This is a genomic window from Nocardioides sp. NPDC059952, assembly GCF_042730435.1.
In the GTDB taxonomy this organism is placed as follows: domain Bacteria; phylum Actinomycetota; class Actinomycetes; order Propionibacteriales; family Nocardioidaceae; genus Nocardioides.
Genome location: NZ_JBHWLY010000008.1, coordinates 1 through 15,226 on the forward strand (window position 1 = coordinate 1; position 15,226 = coordinate 15,226).

Sequence of the window (15,226 nt, forward strand, 5' to 3'; positions counted from 1 at the left end):
CCTCGGCCGACCTACCTGACGCCTCGGCCGACCTACCTGACGCCTCGGCCGACCTACCTGACGCCTCGGCCGACCTACCTGACGCCTCGGCCGACCTACCTGACGCCTCGGCCGACGTACGTGACGCCTCGGCTGTTAGCTGGGCTTCGCGTCAGCGGAGGCCCGGACCACCAGCTCCGGCTGGAGCAGCGCAGGCGTTTCGACGGTGCCCTCGGCGATGGCCTTCGTGGCCACCTCGACCGCGAGCTCACCGAGCGAGGCGAAGTCCTGTCGGACGGTGGTCAGCGGCGGCCAGAGGTAGGCGGCGTCCGGGACGTCGTCGAAGCCGACGACGCTCACGTCCTGGGGGACCCGGCGGCCGGCCTCGTGCAGCGCCCGGATCACCCCGAGGGCCATCGAGTCGTTGGCGGCGAAGACCGCGGTGACCGAGGGGTCCCGGGCGATCACGGCACCGGCCTCGTAGCCGCTCCTGCTCGACCAGTCACCGAAGATCTCGGGCCCCGGTTTCGCGCCGGCCTCCCGGAGTGCGGCCAGCCACCCCTCCCGACGCTGCCGGGCGTCGATCCAGCCGACCGGACCGGCGACGTGGGCGATGTTGCGGTGGCCGAGGTCCAGCAGGTACTGCGTGGCCAGCACGGCCCCGGCGTGCTGGTCGATCCCCACCGAGCGGACCCCCTCCGGCGGGTCGCTGTGGATCATCACGACCTCGACCACGGACGCGAGCTGGGCGACCAGGTCCTCGAACGACTGGTGCGATACGCCGAGGAGCACGGCCTCGACCGCGTCGTCGAGGAGCGCCTCGATCGCGCGCTCCGCCGAGGTCGCCTCGAGGTGTGGCACCGGGCTCAGGATGACGTCGTAGCCGGCCTTCTGACCGGCCTGGTGCACCGAGGCGGCCAGCGTGCCCGGCCCGTAGAGGTGCGGCTGGGAGTAGAGCAGACCCAGGCGGCCGGAGCGCCGCGTCACCAGTGCCCGCGCCGACTTGTTGCGTCGATAGCCCATCTCGTCGATCGCGGCCAGCACCCGGTCGCGGGTCTCGCCGCGTACGGCATCGGAGCCGTTGACCACCCGGGACACGGTCTGGTGCGAGACCCCTGCCCGGGCCGCGACATCTGCCATGCTCGGCGCGTTCTTCGACTCAGGCGGGACCATGCTGTGATCCTAAGAGGCATCCGCGTCCCCGTCTCGCAGCGGCCTGCCGCCGACGCCGACTCCGCACCGGATCTTGTGTCGAGTCGCTAGCCTCACCTGGCGTGCCTCAACTCATTCGTTCCACGGTCCGAACGGCGGCGCGCTTCGCGGCCGGGGCCCTGCTGGTCAACGCGATCCCGCACACGGTCAAGGGCGTGACCGGACAGCGGTTCCCGACGCCGTTCGCGAACCCGCCCGGAGTCGGCCCCTCCTCCCCCACCGAGAACGTTGCCTGGGGAGCCGTCAACCTCGCCGCCGGCAGCGCGCTGCTCGCCGCCGGCTCCCGTACGAAAGGCTCCAAGGTCCCGCTGGTCGCCGGCGGCGCCCTGATGGCGCTCTTCCTCTCCCGCTACTTCGACGACGTGGAGGCCAGGCTGGGATCGAGAGACCCTGGATAGATCCTCGACACCCTCGGAGGATGGATCCGACCCCGGATCCACCAACGAGGAGCAGACCGATGCCACGTCGACCCATCGACATCACGATCCCCGACCTGTCCGGCAAGCGAGCCCTGGTGACGGGGGCGAGCGACGGGATGGGGCTGGTGATGGCGACGCGGCTGGCGGCCGCGGGGGCGGAGGTGGTGCTGCCCGTACGCAACCCCAGCAAGGGCGCGAAGGCGCTGGCCACGATCCGCGGGCACGTCCCGGAGGCCGAGATCTCGCTGCGCAACCTCGACCTCTCCTCGCTGTCGTCGGTGGCAGCGCTCTCCGAGACGCTGCTGGGCGAGGACCAGCCGTTCCACGTGATGATCAACAACGCCGGCGTGATGACGCCGCCGGAGCGGCAGACGACCGCCGACGGGTTCGAGCTCCAGCTCGGCACCAACCATCTCGGCCACTTCGCGCTCGTCGCCCGGATCCTGCCGCTGCTGCGAGCCGGGAGGGCCCGGGTGACGTCCCAGGTGAGCGTGGCCGCGCGGCGCGGCACCGTGAACTGGGAGGACCCCAGCTGGGAGCACGACTACGACGACATGAAGGCCTACAGCCAGTCCAAGATCGCCGTCGGTCTGTTCGGGTTGGAGCTGGACCGGCGCAGCCGCGCCGGCGACTGGGGAATCACCAGCAACCTCTCCCACCCCGGCGTCGCGCCGACCAACCTGCTGGCCGCACGACCCGAGATCGGACGTACGACCGACACCCTCTCCGTACGCATGATCCGCTGGCTCTCCGCCCGCGGGATCCTCCTGGGCACCGCCGAGACCGCCGCCCTTCCCGCGCTGCTGGCTGCGACCTCGCCCGAGGCGACCGGTGGCCGGATGTACGGCCCCAGCGGGCCCGGGCACCTCGGTGGCGCGCCCGCCGAGCAGGCGCTCTACCGGCCACTGGCCAGCCCCGAGGACGCGGCCAGGCTCTGGGAGATCTCCGAGAGACTCACCCGCACCGCGCTCCCGACCAGCTGACCGGCGTACGACTCCGGCATGGTTGACTCGGCGCGTGAGCACGCGACCGCGCAACCGGCGCCAGCTGATCGTCGAGGCGGCGGGCAAGGTCTTCAGCGAGCGTGGCTACCACGCCGCGTCGATGGAGCAGATCGCCGCTGACGTCGGGATCACGGCGGCGGCCCTCTACCGGCACTTCCCCGGCAAGTACGACCTGTTCCGCGACTGCGCCAACCTGCTCATCGACCACCTGCTCGGGGCGGTGTCCGACCTTCCCGACGACGCGGATCTCGACCGGGTGCTGCGCACGATCGCCGAGCTCACCGTCGATCACCGCAGCTATGGCGGCATCTACCGCTGGGAGTCGCGCTATCTGGGCACCGAGGACCTCCAGGAGATCCGGGTCAAGGTCGACCGGGTCGTCCGACGGGTCGTGGCGGCGGCCGGTGGAGCCCCGGACCCGTCCGCCGACGACCGCCTCCGGGCCGTCGCGGCACTGGGAGCGATCGGCTCGATCACCACCCATCACGCCACCATGGCCAGGCGTCGTCTGGTCGACCTGCTGACCGAGGTCGGCATCCGGGTCATCGGCACCGACCTCGCGGCGCTCCCACGGACCGACCCGTCGCGGGTGCAACCGGTCGAGGAACCACCGGCCTCCCGCACCCGCAGCGCCGAGATCCTCGCCGCTGCGATCCCGCTCTTCGCGCGCGACGGTTTCGCGAACGTCACCCTCGGGCACATCGCCGAGGTCGTCGGGGTGGCACCGTCGGCGCTCTACCGGCACTACCCGAGCAAGGTCGACATCCTCGCGGCGGCGTGCCTGCAGGCGGCGACGATGCTCGACCAGTCGGTCCGCGAGGCCCTGCGCGATCCTGGTGACGCGACCGGCGCGGTCGCGGCCCTGGCTCGGGCGTACGTCGGCTACAGCTTCCGCCACCACCTGCTCACCCAGGTCGGCACGGCCGAGATCGCCGGGCTCCCCGAGCCGCTGCGTACCCAGCTGATCCGGGCCCAGCGGGAGCACGTCGCCCTCTGGGAGGACCACCTGGTCGCCGCACGGGACGACCTGGACCCGCGCGCGGCCAGGGTCGAGGTCCATGCCGGACTCGGCGTGGTCGCCGAGTCCGGCCGGCTGCTCCACTGGCAGGACGGCAACGAGGAGAGGGTCACCGCCCTCCTGATGCACGCCCTCGGTCTCTGAGACCTCAGGACGGTCGGTTGATGTCAGGGATCTCGATCGGGGTGGTCTGGCCCGACTCACCGCCGTTGAGGAACGCCATCGCGAGCGCCCTGACGAACTGGTCGAACATGTAGTAGGAGCCCGGGAGGACGTTGATCGTGCCCTCGCGGAACGCGATGTAGGCGGGCCAGGCGGTCTTGATCAAGGCGGCCGAGACGTAGTCGCGACGCAGGCCGAGCCAGTTGGAGATCTCGTCGCCGAGCGTGTAGCGGACGAACTCGTTGAGGAACCCACGAGTGACGCCCAGGTCGACCTGGGCGGTCAGGCCGAGAAGTGTCTCGGCGAGGCTGTTGCCCTCGGCGGTGGGCGCGAGGATCGGGGTGAGCACCTGCGCGGCCTGAGCGTGCGCATCCGCCCAGGTCTGCGGGATGAACCGGTCCTGGACGCCGAGCAGGGAGATGGCGACCTGCCAGGAGTGCAGGAACGCCTCCTCCTCGGCCGCGGTCATCGGGATGCGCCACTCCTTGAACTTCTTGTGCACGAAGGTGCCGAGGCTGTGGAAGGTGACCAGGATGTCGCCGTTGCTGATCGGGATCTGGTTGTGCTCGGTGGCGCCCTCGCGCCACTGCGGGAGCTGCGGCAGCAGGTGGCGCACCGCCGCATGCACCATCCGGGTCTTGTTGGCCGTGACGATGAACTGACCCTGAGGCTCGAAGGCGTGCAGCTGCGCCATGTCGTAGCCGAAGGTGAAGGTCTTGGCGGCGCGGTCCTGCATGTCGGCGCCACCCTTGGACCAGTAGACCGACTTGGCCTCCCGCGGGATGACGGTGCTCATGATCCCGCTGCCGACGCTGTAGAGCGCGAACAGGTAGGTGTCCTTGCGGCGGTTGAAGTCCGCGGCCAGCGTCAGCTTGTCCATGTCGGCCCACTCGGGCAGCTGGTTGACGTCCTGCAGGTAGGCGGTGAGGTCCGCGGGCAGGCCGGTCGGCAACGGGTCGTTGTTGTCGACCCACGGGCGGATCGCGGTGTTGACCGCGGACACCTGACCGTTGTCGAGCACCGACTTCATGATCGCGTCGATCCGGTCGTCCCAGACCCACTGCGGGTCGGCGTACGGGGCCGCGCCGGCGATCGACCCTGTCGACGCCCAGCTCCAAGACGGTGCGACGCCTTCGGCCACACCCACGAAACCGAGTGCCGCACCCAGCGAGATGAACCCTCTACGACTGAGATCTCCCATTGACTTACCTTCCACCTTTGGAGGGATTCGCTCGGCCTTTAGGGGTCGACGCGAATGTGATTCCTGATTAACATACGGCCAGTGACGGACGTCACGCAATGGCTCTCGCCCCCTCATCGCGATGGCCGGGCAAATTTGTGAATCAAGATTAGAAATGGGCTGCCATGACGACCAGAGAAGACCACGCCGCACCTGTCACCGGGTCGGTGTTCCGGCCCGGGTGGCTGACCGAACCCGTCCTCGACGACCTACGCACCCGGGTCTGCAGCGGTGCCGGCGAGCCGACGCCCGACGTGGTCGCCCTGGCGCCCTATGACCTGCTGCCGACCGCCCCGGTGCCGAGCTCGTCGGTCCTCGACGTCACCGAGGCCGTCTCCCGCGGACGGGTCGCGCAGCGGTCCTGGGCCGCGCTGCCGCTTGCGCGGCGGTGCCAGGTCGTGATCGCCTTCCACGACCTCCTCGTCGAGCGTCAGGACCAGGTCCTGGACCTGATCCAGTGGGAGACCGGCAAGTCCCGCTTCCATGCCTGGCAGGAGATCGCCCAGGTCGCCACGATCGCGCGTCACTACGCCCGTCGCGCGCGCCGCTACCTCGCCGACAACCGGGTACGCGGCATGGTCCCGCTGCTGACGAAGGTGACCGAGGTGCGCGTCCCCAAGGGGGTCGTCGGGATCATCTCGCCGTGGAACTACCCGCTCTACCTCGGCGTCGGCGACGTGCTCCCGGCGCTGCTGGCCGGCAACGCCGTCGTCTCCAAGGCCGACCCGCAGACCTCGCTGACGATGCTGTGGACCCACGCCCTGCTGGCCGAGGCGGGCCTGCCCGCCGACGTCTGGCAGATCGTCGTCGGCGAGGGTGTGCCGGTCGGCACGGCGCTGGTCGACGAGGCCGACTTCGTCTGCTTCACCGGGTCCACCGCGACCGGACGGGTCGTCGCCGAGCAGGCCGGGCGCCGGCTGGTCGGGGCCTCGCTCGAGCTGGGTGGCAAGAACCCGCTCATCGTGCGCGCGGATGCCGACCTCGACAAGGCCGTGGCCGGGGCAGTCGCGGCTGCGTACGCCAACACGGGGCAGATGTGCATCAGCATCGAGCGGATCTACGTGCACGAGTCGGTCTATGAGTCCTTCCGCGACGGCTTCGTCGCGGCGACCGCGGAGCAGCGGATCGGGCAGGCTCTCGACTTCTCCGTCGAGCTCGGACCGCTGATCTCGCAGCGTCAGCTCGACGCGGTCACCGCACACGTGGAGGATGCCGTGGCCCACGGCGCGACCGTGCTCAACGGCGGACGGGCCCGGCCCGACCTGGGACCGCTCTGCTTCGAGCCGACCGTCTTGGAAGGGGTCACCCCGGAGATGCGCGTCTACGCCGAGGAGACCTTCGGGCCGGTCGTCGAGCTCTACCCGTTCCGTACGGACGAGGAGGCGATCGCGCTCGCCAACGAGGGCTGCTACGGCCTGTCGGCCTCGATCTGGTCGCGCGACACCCACGAGGCGGCCCGGATGGCGCCGCAGATCCGCGCCGGGTCGGTCAACGTCAACGACGGTGCCGCGGCCGCGGCCGGCAGCATCGAGGCCGGGATGGGCGGCATGGGCGAGAGCGGCCTCGGCCGCCGCCACGGAGCCGAGGGCATCCGGAAGTTCACCGAGACGCAGACGGTCGCGATCCAGCGGCTGATCCCGCTCGGCGCCGCACCCGGCAAGGCCGAGTCCTTCGTCGAGTCGACCAACAAGCAGCTCACGCTCATGCGCAAGATCGGAGTCCGGTGATGGTGACCCTGCAGACGGCCGTACGTTTCAACGAGCTCCGCGCGGTCGACGGCCCCGTCGACCCGGTCGAGCTCGACAAGGTCTGGGCGGGCCTCGACACCGTCGCGGCATCGGCGATCCTGGGCTCCTGGCGCGGCTTCACGTTCTCGACCGGGCACCCGATCGAGAAGACGCTGGCCACGAGCAGCTGGCACGGCAAGCGGTTCGACGCCCTCGACGACGCCAAGCCGCTCATCTGCCGGGCCGAGGACGGCTCGCTCTACTCCGACGTGAAGTCCGGCCGCGGCGAGGCGAGCCTGTGGAACGTCGAGTTCCGTGGCGAGGTCACCGCCACCATGGTCTACGACGGGATGCCGGTCCTCGACCACTTCAAACGGGTCGACGGCGACACCCTGATGGGGATCATGAACGGCAAGCCTTCCGTCGTGCTCGACCCGGCCGGGCGGCACTTCTACTTCGGGCTGGAGCGCGCATGAGCGGGACGGGCGTCGCGGCTCGGGTGCTGCTCACCCGCGGCACCGACACCCCGGCGTCGCTGGTCGAGGCCCGGCTGGATGCGCCTCGCGAGGACGAGGTGCTCGTCCGGATCGAGGCGGTCGGCCTGTGCCATACCGACCTCGCCACCCGGGCCGCACTCGGCACCACTCCGGCCGTGCTCGGGCACGAGGGGTGCGGCATCGTCGAGCAGGTCGGCGCCGCGGTCTCCGACCTCGCCGTCGGCGAGCGGGTGGTGCTCTCCTTCCGCTCCTGCGGTTCCTGCGAGCGCTGCCTCGGCGGCGCCCCGGCCTACTGCGAGCAGGCACAGCGGCTCAACAACGCCGGGCGTCGCCCCGACGGCAGCGCCACGGTCACCGTGGACGGCCACCCGGTCTTCGCCTCGTTCTTCGGGCAGTCGTCGTTCGCCAGCCACGCGCTCGTGGCGGCCAGTGCCTGCGTACCCGTCGGGGACGTGGCGCCCGAGGTCGCGGCCCCGCTCGGCTGTGGCTTCCTGACCGGTGCGGGCGCGGTGCTCAACGTGCTCCGCCCCGGGCCGGGCTCTCGGCTGCTGGTCGTCGGTGCGGGTGGCGTGGGCGCAGCGGCCGTGCTCGCGGCACGTTCCGAAGGTGTCGAGGTGATCGTCGTGGAACCGTTGGCCTCTCGGCGCGAGCTGGTCGGGTCGTTCGGCGCCAAGGCCTATGAGTCCTTCGACGAGCTGGCCGATCCGGGGATCAGCCACGCCCTCGACACCTCGGGACGCCCCGAGGTCGTCGACCGCGTCCTCGACCTGCTGGACCCCCTCGGCACCCTGGCCGTGGTCGGCCTGGGCCGGGCGCGAGCCGAGATCGACGTACGCCGCCTGATGCTGCGCGGCCTCACCCTCCGCGGCTGCGTGGAGGGTGACGCGGTGCCCCGCGAGCTCGTCCCCGAGCTGCTCCGCCGCCACGCCGCCGGCACGCTGCCCCTGGACCGGCTGGTCACGACCTTCCCGCTCTCCGAGTGGGATGCCGCGGTCGCCGAGCAGCGCGCCGGGAGGGTGCTCAAGCCGGTGCTGCTCCCCTGACCCCGCTGTTGAGGAGCAGCGCCCGCCTGGCCGAGGAGACGTGGTGACGCATCGCCGCGGCGGCGGCATCCGCGTTGCGCGTCTGGATCGCGGCCAGGATGGCGTGATGCTCCTCGAGCGAGTTGGCGCGGGGGTGTGAACGGGTCTGGTCCCGGAACTGGCGCATGACCAGGGGGTAAGCCAGCTGGTCGACGAACCCGGCCAGGATGGGCCGGCGGGCCGTCTCCCGGACGTGCTGGTGGAAGCGGCGGTTCAGCTGGGAGTAGGCGGTGGCGTCCGAGGAGTACTTCGCGGTGCCCATCTCCTCCCAGATGGATCTGAGCACCGCGATCTCCTCCTCCGTCGCCAGCTCCGCACACTTCCCCGCCAGCGCGGACTCGAGGACCTCACGGGCCTCGAGCACGTTGGCGGCCTCCTCGACGGTGAAGACCCGGGCCCGGACGCCGCGGTTGGGCTCCCGGGTGAGGTAGCCCTCCTGTGCCAGCCGCAGGACCACCGACCGCACCGTGCCGCGCGAGACCTCGAGGACACCGGTCAGCTCCGCCTCGGTCAGCCGCGCGTTCGGCGCGAAGTGGCCGGAGACGATGAGGTTGCGCAGGTCCTGGTAGGCCTGCGCGTGCCTGCTCGACGGGTCCTGGCCCCCGGTCGAGACACCCGCGTCCAGGCTCAGGTCCATGAGTACAGACGGCGGGTCGTGCCCGACATGATCGCCTCGCGGTCGGCGTCCTCGAGCGGCGCCAGCGTCTCCCGCGCCAGCTCCACCAGCTCGGCGAGCGGCTGCTCGGCCGCGGGGCAGTTCGAGCCCCAGGCGATCCGGCGCGAGCCGTACGCCTCGACGACCGGGCCCAGGAACTCGCTCGCGGCCGACGTGCCGATCTGCTGCAGCCCCTCGAGCGTGCGGTGGGTGAGCTTGAGATGGAGACCGCCCGCCCCGGCGAACTCGGTCACCAGACCGGCAGCGGCGGAGGGCGAGGCGACCACGTCGGGGTAGCCGAAGTGGTCCAGGAGGAGCACCACGTCCGGGTGCCGGCTCAGCAGCTCGGTGAGAGCGGGGCGCGTCTCCTCGCCCAGCCGGAGCTGGAGGCACACCGGCACTCCCGAGGCAGCCGCCGCCGACCAGAACGGGTCCGCGGCCCGGTCCACGAACCACAGACCCTGCACGGCCACGGTGCTTCCGGTGGTGAACAGCCGCACCCCGGCCAGCCCGCCCGCGACCGCCTTCTCGAGACGCTCGGGCGCCCCCTCGGCCAACGGGTCGAACGTGCCGACGGCGATGAACCGGTCCGGCGCGCGCCGAGCCGACTCGATGACGTACGAGTTGTCGTAGCCGTACGCCGTGGTGGCCTGCACCAGCACGGCCTGGTCGACGCCCGAGGCATCCATGAGGGCGAGCAGGCCTTCTGCGGTGACGGGGCGTGTGCTCGCCCACGCGGACTGCTTGCCGCCCAGCGGCGATCGGGGATAGGCCTCGGTGTCGGGCGAGATGACATGGGTGTGGCAGTCGACGATGTCCATGGGACTCCTTCGTGGGATCGGTGCGGTGGGATCGGCGGGGTGGGATCAGCTGTCGGGGTAGTCGCCGGGCGCGAACAGGTCCTCCCCCGGCTCCGCGTCGATGAGGCCCTGGGCCCTGCTGAACCGCTGCAGCGCGGCCAACGAGGGCGCGTTCGATCCGATGCCGTAGGGGATCGGGTCCCCGCCGACCATCGCGCCCTGCCGGGCCAGCCGCGGCAGCGCGGTGAAGTCGGGGTCCTCGGCCACGGCGACCCGCTTGGCCTCGACGAAGGCCGCGTAGAGCCGGGTCGGGAGCTCGGGGTCCTTCTCGACCAGCTCGGACCTGACCACCACGACCGAGTGCAGCGGGTAGATCCCGGTGCGCAGGTAGTGGTCGCGCTCGATGACCTCACGGTCAGCGAACAGCGGATACGTCACCGGCGCCGCGTCCGCGGTCGCCTCCCAGCCGTCCTTCGGGTTGCCGGCGCGGCCGGTCCCGGCGTTGCCGGTGAAGGCCGCGTCGATCTCGTTCGCCGCGAGGTGCTCGCTCAGCGAGCGCTCGTCCCGCACGCGCTCGACGTTGGCCGGGGCGCGCCCCTCGACGTGGTCGTCGTCGTCGACGACCCAGGTCACCTGGCTCAGGTCGACGCCGTAGTCGTCCTCCAGCACACCGCGGGCCCAGACCCCCGTGCTCACCGAGTAGGCGCGAACGCCCACGCGCCGGCCCTCCAGGTCACGCGGGGCAGTGATGCCCGAGCTCGGCGAGCACTGGACGTCGCCGTGGTGGAAGCGCCGGTTGAGGAAGACCGGGATCGCCGTCAGCGGGACCCCCGCCTCGCGAGCCATCAGGTAGGAGACCGGGGCGAGCTCGCAGACGTCGAACTCGAGGTCGCGGATCATCCGGCGGTACGCGGCGATGATCGGCCGCACCTCCACGGGCTTGACGACGTAGCCGTCCACCGGGACGCGCCCGTCCAGCACGGCGTCACTGTGAGCGTAGCCGCCCAGCGTGATTGTCAACGATTCCATCAGTCCTCCAGGTCGATTGTTTGACAATGTGGCGACCGTACCACGTTCCTTGAATCCGCGTTACCGACGCTTGAGCTCCGTCTTCAGGCACGGCTTCACGCCGCTTCCACGCTCAATCTCTCGGCAACCAACGGAAATCAGAGAATGTTCTGTGGCGCTCTTCACATCTGCAGACAAGGCTGGTAGCGTCCCGGCCAGTCACAGATTGTTAGACAAAATGAGTTCAGGGAGTCGGAGATTGATCACAATCACGGAACGCGTGCCGGTACCACACCCACCCAAGATCGTCTGGGAGGTCCTCTCCGACCCGGCGAAGGTCGTCGCCTGCATCGACGGGTCCGAGCTCGGTGAGCAGCACGACGACGGCAGCTTCGACGCCCGTCTGACGGTGCGCTTCGCGGCGATCAAGGTGCCCTTCTCGGCCCGGGTCACCCTCGACCTGGACGACGCCGAGCACATCGGCACCCTGGAGGCGCACGGCTCCGACAGCCGCGGCTCCACCCGGGTGCAGGGCCAGGCCCGCTTCACCGTCGTCGCGGTCGAGGCAGGCTCCGAGATCGTCGTCGACGGCAAGGTCGACATCACCGGCCAGCTCGCCTCGCTGATCACCACGGGAGCCACCGTGGTGGTCGAGCGGATGACACGCTCCTTCGCCGAGGAGCTCACCCAGGCCTGCGCCGAGCAGGACCCCGCGACGCGGACCGCCGCGCTGGAGCGCGCCGCCGAGCGCGAGGAGCGCGGCTTCGTGCCCTGGTTGCGTCGTGGCTGGCAGCGTCTGCGGGCGGTGTTCGGGTCCTCCCGGGCCGAAGCCGGAAGGAGGGCCGGCGCATGACGCGGCTGAACCGGGTCATCGACCTGCTCGAACGTGGCGAGACCGTCTTCGGGGGCTTCCTCTCCCCTGACCCGACCGCCGCCGTCGGCGCTCGCGGGGTCGGCTACGACGCGCTGATCTTCGAGGCCGAGCACAAGCCCTGGGACGTACCCGTCCTCAAGGACGCCTTCCAGTACCTCCTGGACCGCCGCCAGATCCGTGAAGGAGAGAGCATCGCCCCCGCGGCTACTCCTATCGTCCGGGTGCCGGCCAACGGCGGTGAGCGTTCCCAGTGGCACGCCAAGCAGGCTCTCGACCTGGGCGCCTTCGGCATCATCTGGCCCCACGTCGACACCGTCGAGGACGCACGCAACGCGGTCGCCGCCTGCCGTTATCCGCGGATCGGTCGCCCTGCCAGCGAGCCCTCCGGGCTACGCGGCGACAGCCCGGCCTGGGCCGCCCGCTACTGGGGCGTGACGACGGAGGAGTACTACGAACGCGCCGACGTGTGGCCGCTCGCCCCCGACGGCGAGCTCCTCGTCGGGCTGATGATCGAGAGCGTCGAGGCCGTCGAGAACCTCGACGCGATGCTCGAGCAGGTGCCCGGCATCGGCCTGATCCTCATCGGCGAGGGCGATCTGAGCCAGGAGCTCGGTGTGCCCCGCCAGTATGAGCACCCGACGGTCCTCGAGCACAAGGACCAGGTCCTCGAGATCGGTGCGAAGCACGGCGTCGCCGTCGGCCACCCCCACGTCACCGAGAAGAACGTCGAGCAGGTCCTCGAGCAGGGTTACCGGCTGCTCCTCACTGCCCCCGTCGTACGCCACCCGGGCCTCGACCGTGGCCGCACCCTGGCCGGCCGCTGAAGAAGGAGACCCAGATGTACATCGACTGTCATACCCACTTCACCACCGTTCCCGATGCCCTCAAGCAGTGGCGCGACCGTCAGATCGAGGAGTACGAGCAGCACGGCCGCCACCTCTCGCCCGACGGCCTCGAGATCCCGGACGAGGATCTGGCCGCGGCGCTGAGCCAGGGCCAGCTGGTGCTCCAGGCCGAGCACGGCATCGACCTCGCCCTGCTCTCCCCGATCGCGGGGAAGATGGCCCACCACTACGGCGACCAGGAGACCAGCACGACCTGGTCGCGGCTGGCCAACGACACCGTCCACCGGGCCGTCCAGCTGTTCCCGCAGAGCTTCGTCGGCGTGGCCCAGCTGCCGCAGTCGCCGGGCTCGCCCGTCGACGCCAGTGTCGAGGAGCTGCGCCGCTGCGTCGAGGAGCTCGGGTTCGTGGGCTGCAACCTGAACCCCGACCCGTCCGACGGGAGCTGGGCGGCTCCGCCGATCACCGACCGCGCCTACTACCCGCTCTACGAGGCGATGGTCGACCTCGGCGTACCAGCGATGGTGCACGCCTCGATGTCCGCCAACCCCGCCGTGCACGGCACCTGCGCGCACTACCTCAACGGGGACACCACCGCGTTCATGCAGCTGATCTCCTCGGACCTCTTCAAGGACTTCCCGGACCTGAAGCTGATCCTCCCGCACGGCGGCGGAGCGGTGCCCTACCACTGGGGCCGCTACCGCGGCGTCATGCTCGACCAGGGCCGGGGCGAGCTGCAGGACATCGTCGGCGACAACATCTTCTTCGACACCTGCGTCTACTGGCGCCGCGGCATGCAGCTCCTCCTCGACACCGTGCCCACCTCGAACATCCTGTTCGCCTCCGAGATGATCGGCGCCGTACGCGGCATCGACCCGGACACCGGCCGACGGTTCGACGACACCCGCGCGCTCCTGGACTCGCTGGAGAGCCCGAGCGAGACCGACCTCGCCGACATCGCAGCCGGCAACGCCCTGCGCGTCTTCCCGCGCCTCGCCGCTGCCCTCGAGCAGCGCGGCATCTCCACCACCAACAACCTGGAAGGGGCACCGCTGTGAAGGTCTACGAGGCTCTGGCCGAAGCGTTCGTCGCCGAAGGCACGACGACCGTGTTCGGGATGATGGGCGACGCCAACATGCACTGGATGAACGCCATGGCCGAGCGAGGTGCCGAGCTGCTCGAGGCGCGCCACGAGGGCTCGGGGCTGGCGATGGCCGACGGCTGGGCCCGCGGCACCAACACCCCCGGGGTCGCCAGCACGACCAGCGGCCCGGGCGTGACCCAGCTGGCGACCAGCCTGGTCTGCGCCAGCCGAGCGCGTACGCCGCTCGTGCTGTTCTGCGGTGAGGCGTCCCGCGGCGACCTGACCGCGACCCAGTACCTCGACCAGCAGAAGTTCGCCGAGGGAGTCGAGTGCGGCTTCGTGCACGTGCTCACCCCGGCCAAGGCCCAGGACGCGGTCCGCCGTGCCTTCTGGCTGGCCCGCACCACCTCCCGGCCGGTCATGGTGAGCGCCCCCAACGACGTCCAGCTGGCCGAGTACGACGGAGCTCCCGTCTACGTACCCTCGACCCAGCTCATCGACGTCGCCCCGCGGGTCCCGGACCCGTCGCGGATCCGCCAGGCCGCCACGATCATCGAGGACAGCAAGCGCGTGGTCGTGCTCGTGGGCCGCGGCGCCCGCGCCGCCGATGTCGGCGACCAGGTGCTGGAGCTGACCGAGCTGACCCACGGCATGGTCGCGACCACGCTCCAGGTGAAGAACTGGCTGCGCGACCGGACGCCCTACTACGCCGGCATCTCAGGCCTCTACGGCACTCAGACCGCTCACGAGCTGCTCCAGGAGGCCGACTGCGTGATCGCCGTCGGGGCCAGCCTGAACCAGTTCACCACCGAGCACGGCTACCTCTACCCCGCCGCCAGGATCATCCAGCTCGACCATGCCGAGCAGGTCGTCACCGGCACCGGGCAGCCTGTCGACTGCTACGTCCGCGGCGACGCGCGCGCCTCCCTCGACCAGCTGCTCGACACGCTGCGAGGCGGAGAGCCCCGCACCGAGGGCTATCACACCAGCGACATCGCGAACCGCCTCACCGAAGCCGACATCCTCCGCGAGCCCTTCCACCAGGAAGAGGGCCGGCTCGACCCGCGCGAGGTCGTCCTCGAGCTCGACCAGCTGCTGCCCGAGAACCTCCCGATGGTCCTCGGCAGCGGTCACCAGGTCGACTTCGGCACGATGCTCTTCACCAAGCCGCGCGAGATCGTCACCAACTACGGGATGTTCGGCGCGATCGGCCAGGCACCGCTGATCACCATGGGCTGGAGCCTCGGGCGCGGCAAGCAGCCCACGGTCGTCATCGAGGGCGATGCGAGCTTCATCATGCACCTGGCCGAGTTCGACACCGCGGTTCGCTACGGCTGGCCGGTCCTCGTCATCGTCATGAACGACGAGGCCCTCGGCGCCGAGTTCCACAAGTCGGCCGCGCACGGGCTCCGCCCGGAGCTCACCGCGATTCCCTCCCCCGACCTCGGCGCGGTCGCCACCGCCATGGGCGGCCGAGGCATCACCGTGCGCAGCATCACCGACCTCGCCCAAGCCGTCGGCGCTTTCGTATCCGACCCCGCCCCCACGGTCGTGGATGTACGCATCAGCCGCGAAGTGCTCAGCGTGCCCTACCGCCGCCTCCACTTCGCAGAGGACGTCTGA

The 15,226-nt window shown here is 70.7% G+C and carries 15 protein-coding genes; 10 read left to right on the forward strand and 5 right to left on the reverse strand.

Annotated elements, in window-relative coordinates:
- Positions 1-135: 135 nt before the first annotated feature.
- Positions 136-1,152 carry a LacI family DNA-binding transcriptional regulator gene (locus tag ACFV9G_RS05520; protein WP_378725607.1) on the reverse strand — a complete coding sequence of 339 codons (1,017 nt, stop codon included), beginning with the start codon at positions 1,150-1,152 and terminating at the stop codon, positions 136-138.
- 101 nt (positions 1,153-1,253) lie between these two features.
- Here ACFV9G_RS05520 and ACFV9G_RS05525 point away from each other — a divergent pair, with 101 nt between their 5' ends.
- From ACFV9G_RS05525 to ACFV9G_RS05535, 3 genes are read left to right on the forward strand one after another with little or no spacing between them, the layout of a single operon-like run.
- A complete protein-coding gene (locus tag ACFV9G_RS05525) occupies positions 1,254-1,589 on the forward strand; it encodes a hypothetical protein (RefSeq protein ID WP_378725609.1) in 336 nt (111 codons plus the stop codon).
- Positions 1,590-1,648: 59 nt separating this feature from the next.
- Positions 1,649-2,593 carry an SDR family oxidoreductase gene (locus tag ACFV9G_RS05530; RefSeq protein ID WP_378725611.1) on the forward strand — a complete coding sequence of 315 codons (945 nt, stop codon included), beginning with the start codon at positions 1,649-1,651 and terminating at the stop codon, positions 2,591-2,593.
- Between the two features lie 34 nt (positions 2,594-2,627).
- Entirely contained in the window at positions 2,628-3,776 is a 1,149-nt protein-coding gene (locus ACFV9G_RS05535; RefSeq protein ID WP_378725613.1) for a TetR/AcrR family transcriptional regulator, read from the forward strand.
- Between the two features lie 4 nt (positions 3,777-3,780).
- Here the strand turns inward: ACFV9G_RS05535 and ACFV9G_RS05540 are convergent, their stop codons facing one another.
- A complete protein-coding gene (locus ACFV9G_RS05540) occupies positions 3,781-4,995 on the reverse strand; it encodes an oxygenase MpaB family protein (protein WP_378725614.1) in 1,215 nt (404 codons plus the stop codon).
- A 164-nt stretch (positions 4,996-5,159) separates the two neighbouring features.
- Here ACFV9G_RS05540 and ACFV9G_RS05545 point away from each other — a divergent pair, with 164 nt between their 5' ends.
- The 3 genes from ACFV9G_RS05545 to ACFV9G_RS05555 are packed head-to-tail and all read left to right on the forward strand — an operon-like array spanning position 5,160 to position 8,301.
- A complete protein-coding gene (locus ACFV9G_RS05545; RefSeq protein ID WP_378725616.1) occupies positions 5,160-6,761 on the forward strand; it encodes a succinic semialdehyde dehydrogenase in 1,602 nt (533 codons plus the stop codon).
- The gene (locus ACFV9G_RS05550) at positions 6,761-7,237 is read left to right on the forward strand and encodes a DUF4334 domain-containing protein (protein ID WP_378725618.1); all 477 of its coding nucleotides are present in this window, start codon (positions 6,761-6,763) and stop codon (positions 7,235-7,237) included. The genes ACFV9G_RS05545 and ACFV9G_RS05550 overlap by 1 nt, the downstream gene beginning before the upstream one ends.
- Positions 7,234-8,301: an alcohol dehydrogenase catalytic domain-containing protein gene (locus tag ACFV9G_RS05555; RefSeq protein WP_378725620.1), complete on the forward strand. Its 1,068-nt coding sequence runs from the start codon at positions 7,234-7,236 to the stop codon at positions 8,299-8,301. Before ACFV9G_RS05550 ends, ACFV9G_RS05555 begins: the two co-directional genes overlap by 4 nt.
- On the opposite strand, the gene ACFV9G_RS05560 is transcribed toward ACFV9G_RS05555, so the two are convergent.
- The 3 genes from ACFV9G_RS05560 to ACFV9G_RS05570 are packed head-to-tail and all read right to left on the reverse strand — an operon-like array spanning position 8,279 to position 10,824.
- Entirely contained in the window at positions 8,279-8,977 is a 699-nt protein-coding gene (locus ACFV9G_RS05560; RefSeq protein ID WP_378725622.1) for a GntR family transcriptional regulator, read from the reverse strand. The genes ACFV9G_RS05555 and ACFV9G_RS05560 overlap by 23 nt on opposite strands.
- On the reverse strand, positions 8,968-9,816 hold the full coding sequence (locus ACFV9G_RS05565; RefSeq protein WP_378725624.1) for an amidohydrolase family protein: 849 nt from the start codon (positions 9,814-9,816) through the stop codon (positions 8,968-8,970). The genes ACFV9G_RS05560 and ACFV9G_RS05565 overlap by 10 nt, the downstream gene beginning before the upstream one ends.
- A gap of 45 nt (positions 9,817-9,861) precedes the next feature.
- A complete protein-coding gene (locus ACFV9G_RS05570) occupies positions 9,862-10,824 on the reverse strand; it encodes an ABC transporter substrate-binding protein (RefSeq protein WP_378725625.1) in 963 nt (320 codons plus the stop codon).
- Between the two features lie 259 nt (positions 10,825-11,083).
- Between ACFV9G_RS05570 and ACFV9G_RS05575 the strand changes: the two genes are divergently transcribed.
- The 4 genes from ACFV9G_RS05575 to ACFV9G_RS05590 are packed head-to-tail and all read left to right on the forward strand — an operon-like array spanning position 11,084 to position 15,226.
- Positions 11,084-11,656, forward strand: a complete 573-nt coding sequence (locus ACFV9G_RS05575) for a CoxG family protein (protein ID WP_378725627.1) — start codon at positions 11,084-11,086, stop codon at positions 11,654-11,656.
- Complete coding sequence (locus tag ACFV9G_RS05580) at positions 11,653-12,501, forward strand: HpcH/HpaI aldolase/citrate lyase family protein (protein ID WP_378725629.1); 849 nt, start codon at positions 11,653-11,655, stop codon at positions 12,499-12,501. The genes ACFV9G_RS05575 and ACFV9G_RS05580 overlap by 4 nt, the downstream gene beginning before the upstream one ends.
- A 14-nt stretch (positions 12,502-12,515) precedes the next feature.
- Positions 12,516-13,577 (forward strand): amidohydrolase family protein, encoded by a 1,062-nt coding sequence (locus ACFV9G_RS05585; RefSeq protein WP_378725631.1) that lies wholly within the window; start codon positions 12,516-12,518, stop codon positions 13,575-13,577.
- Positions 13,574-15,226: a thiamine pyrophosphate-binding protein gene (locus ACFV9G_RS05590; RefSeq protein ID WP_378725633.1), complete on the forward strand. Its 1,653-nt coding sequence runs from the start codon at positions 13,574-13,576 to the stop codon at positions 15,224-15,226. The genes ACFV9G_RS05585 and ACFV9G_RS05590 overlap by 4 nt, the downstream gene beginning before the upstream one ends.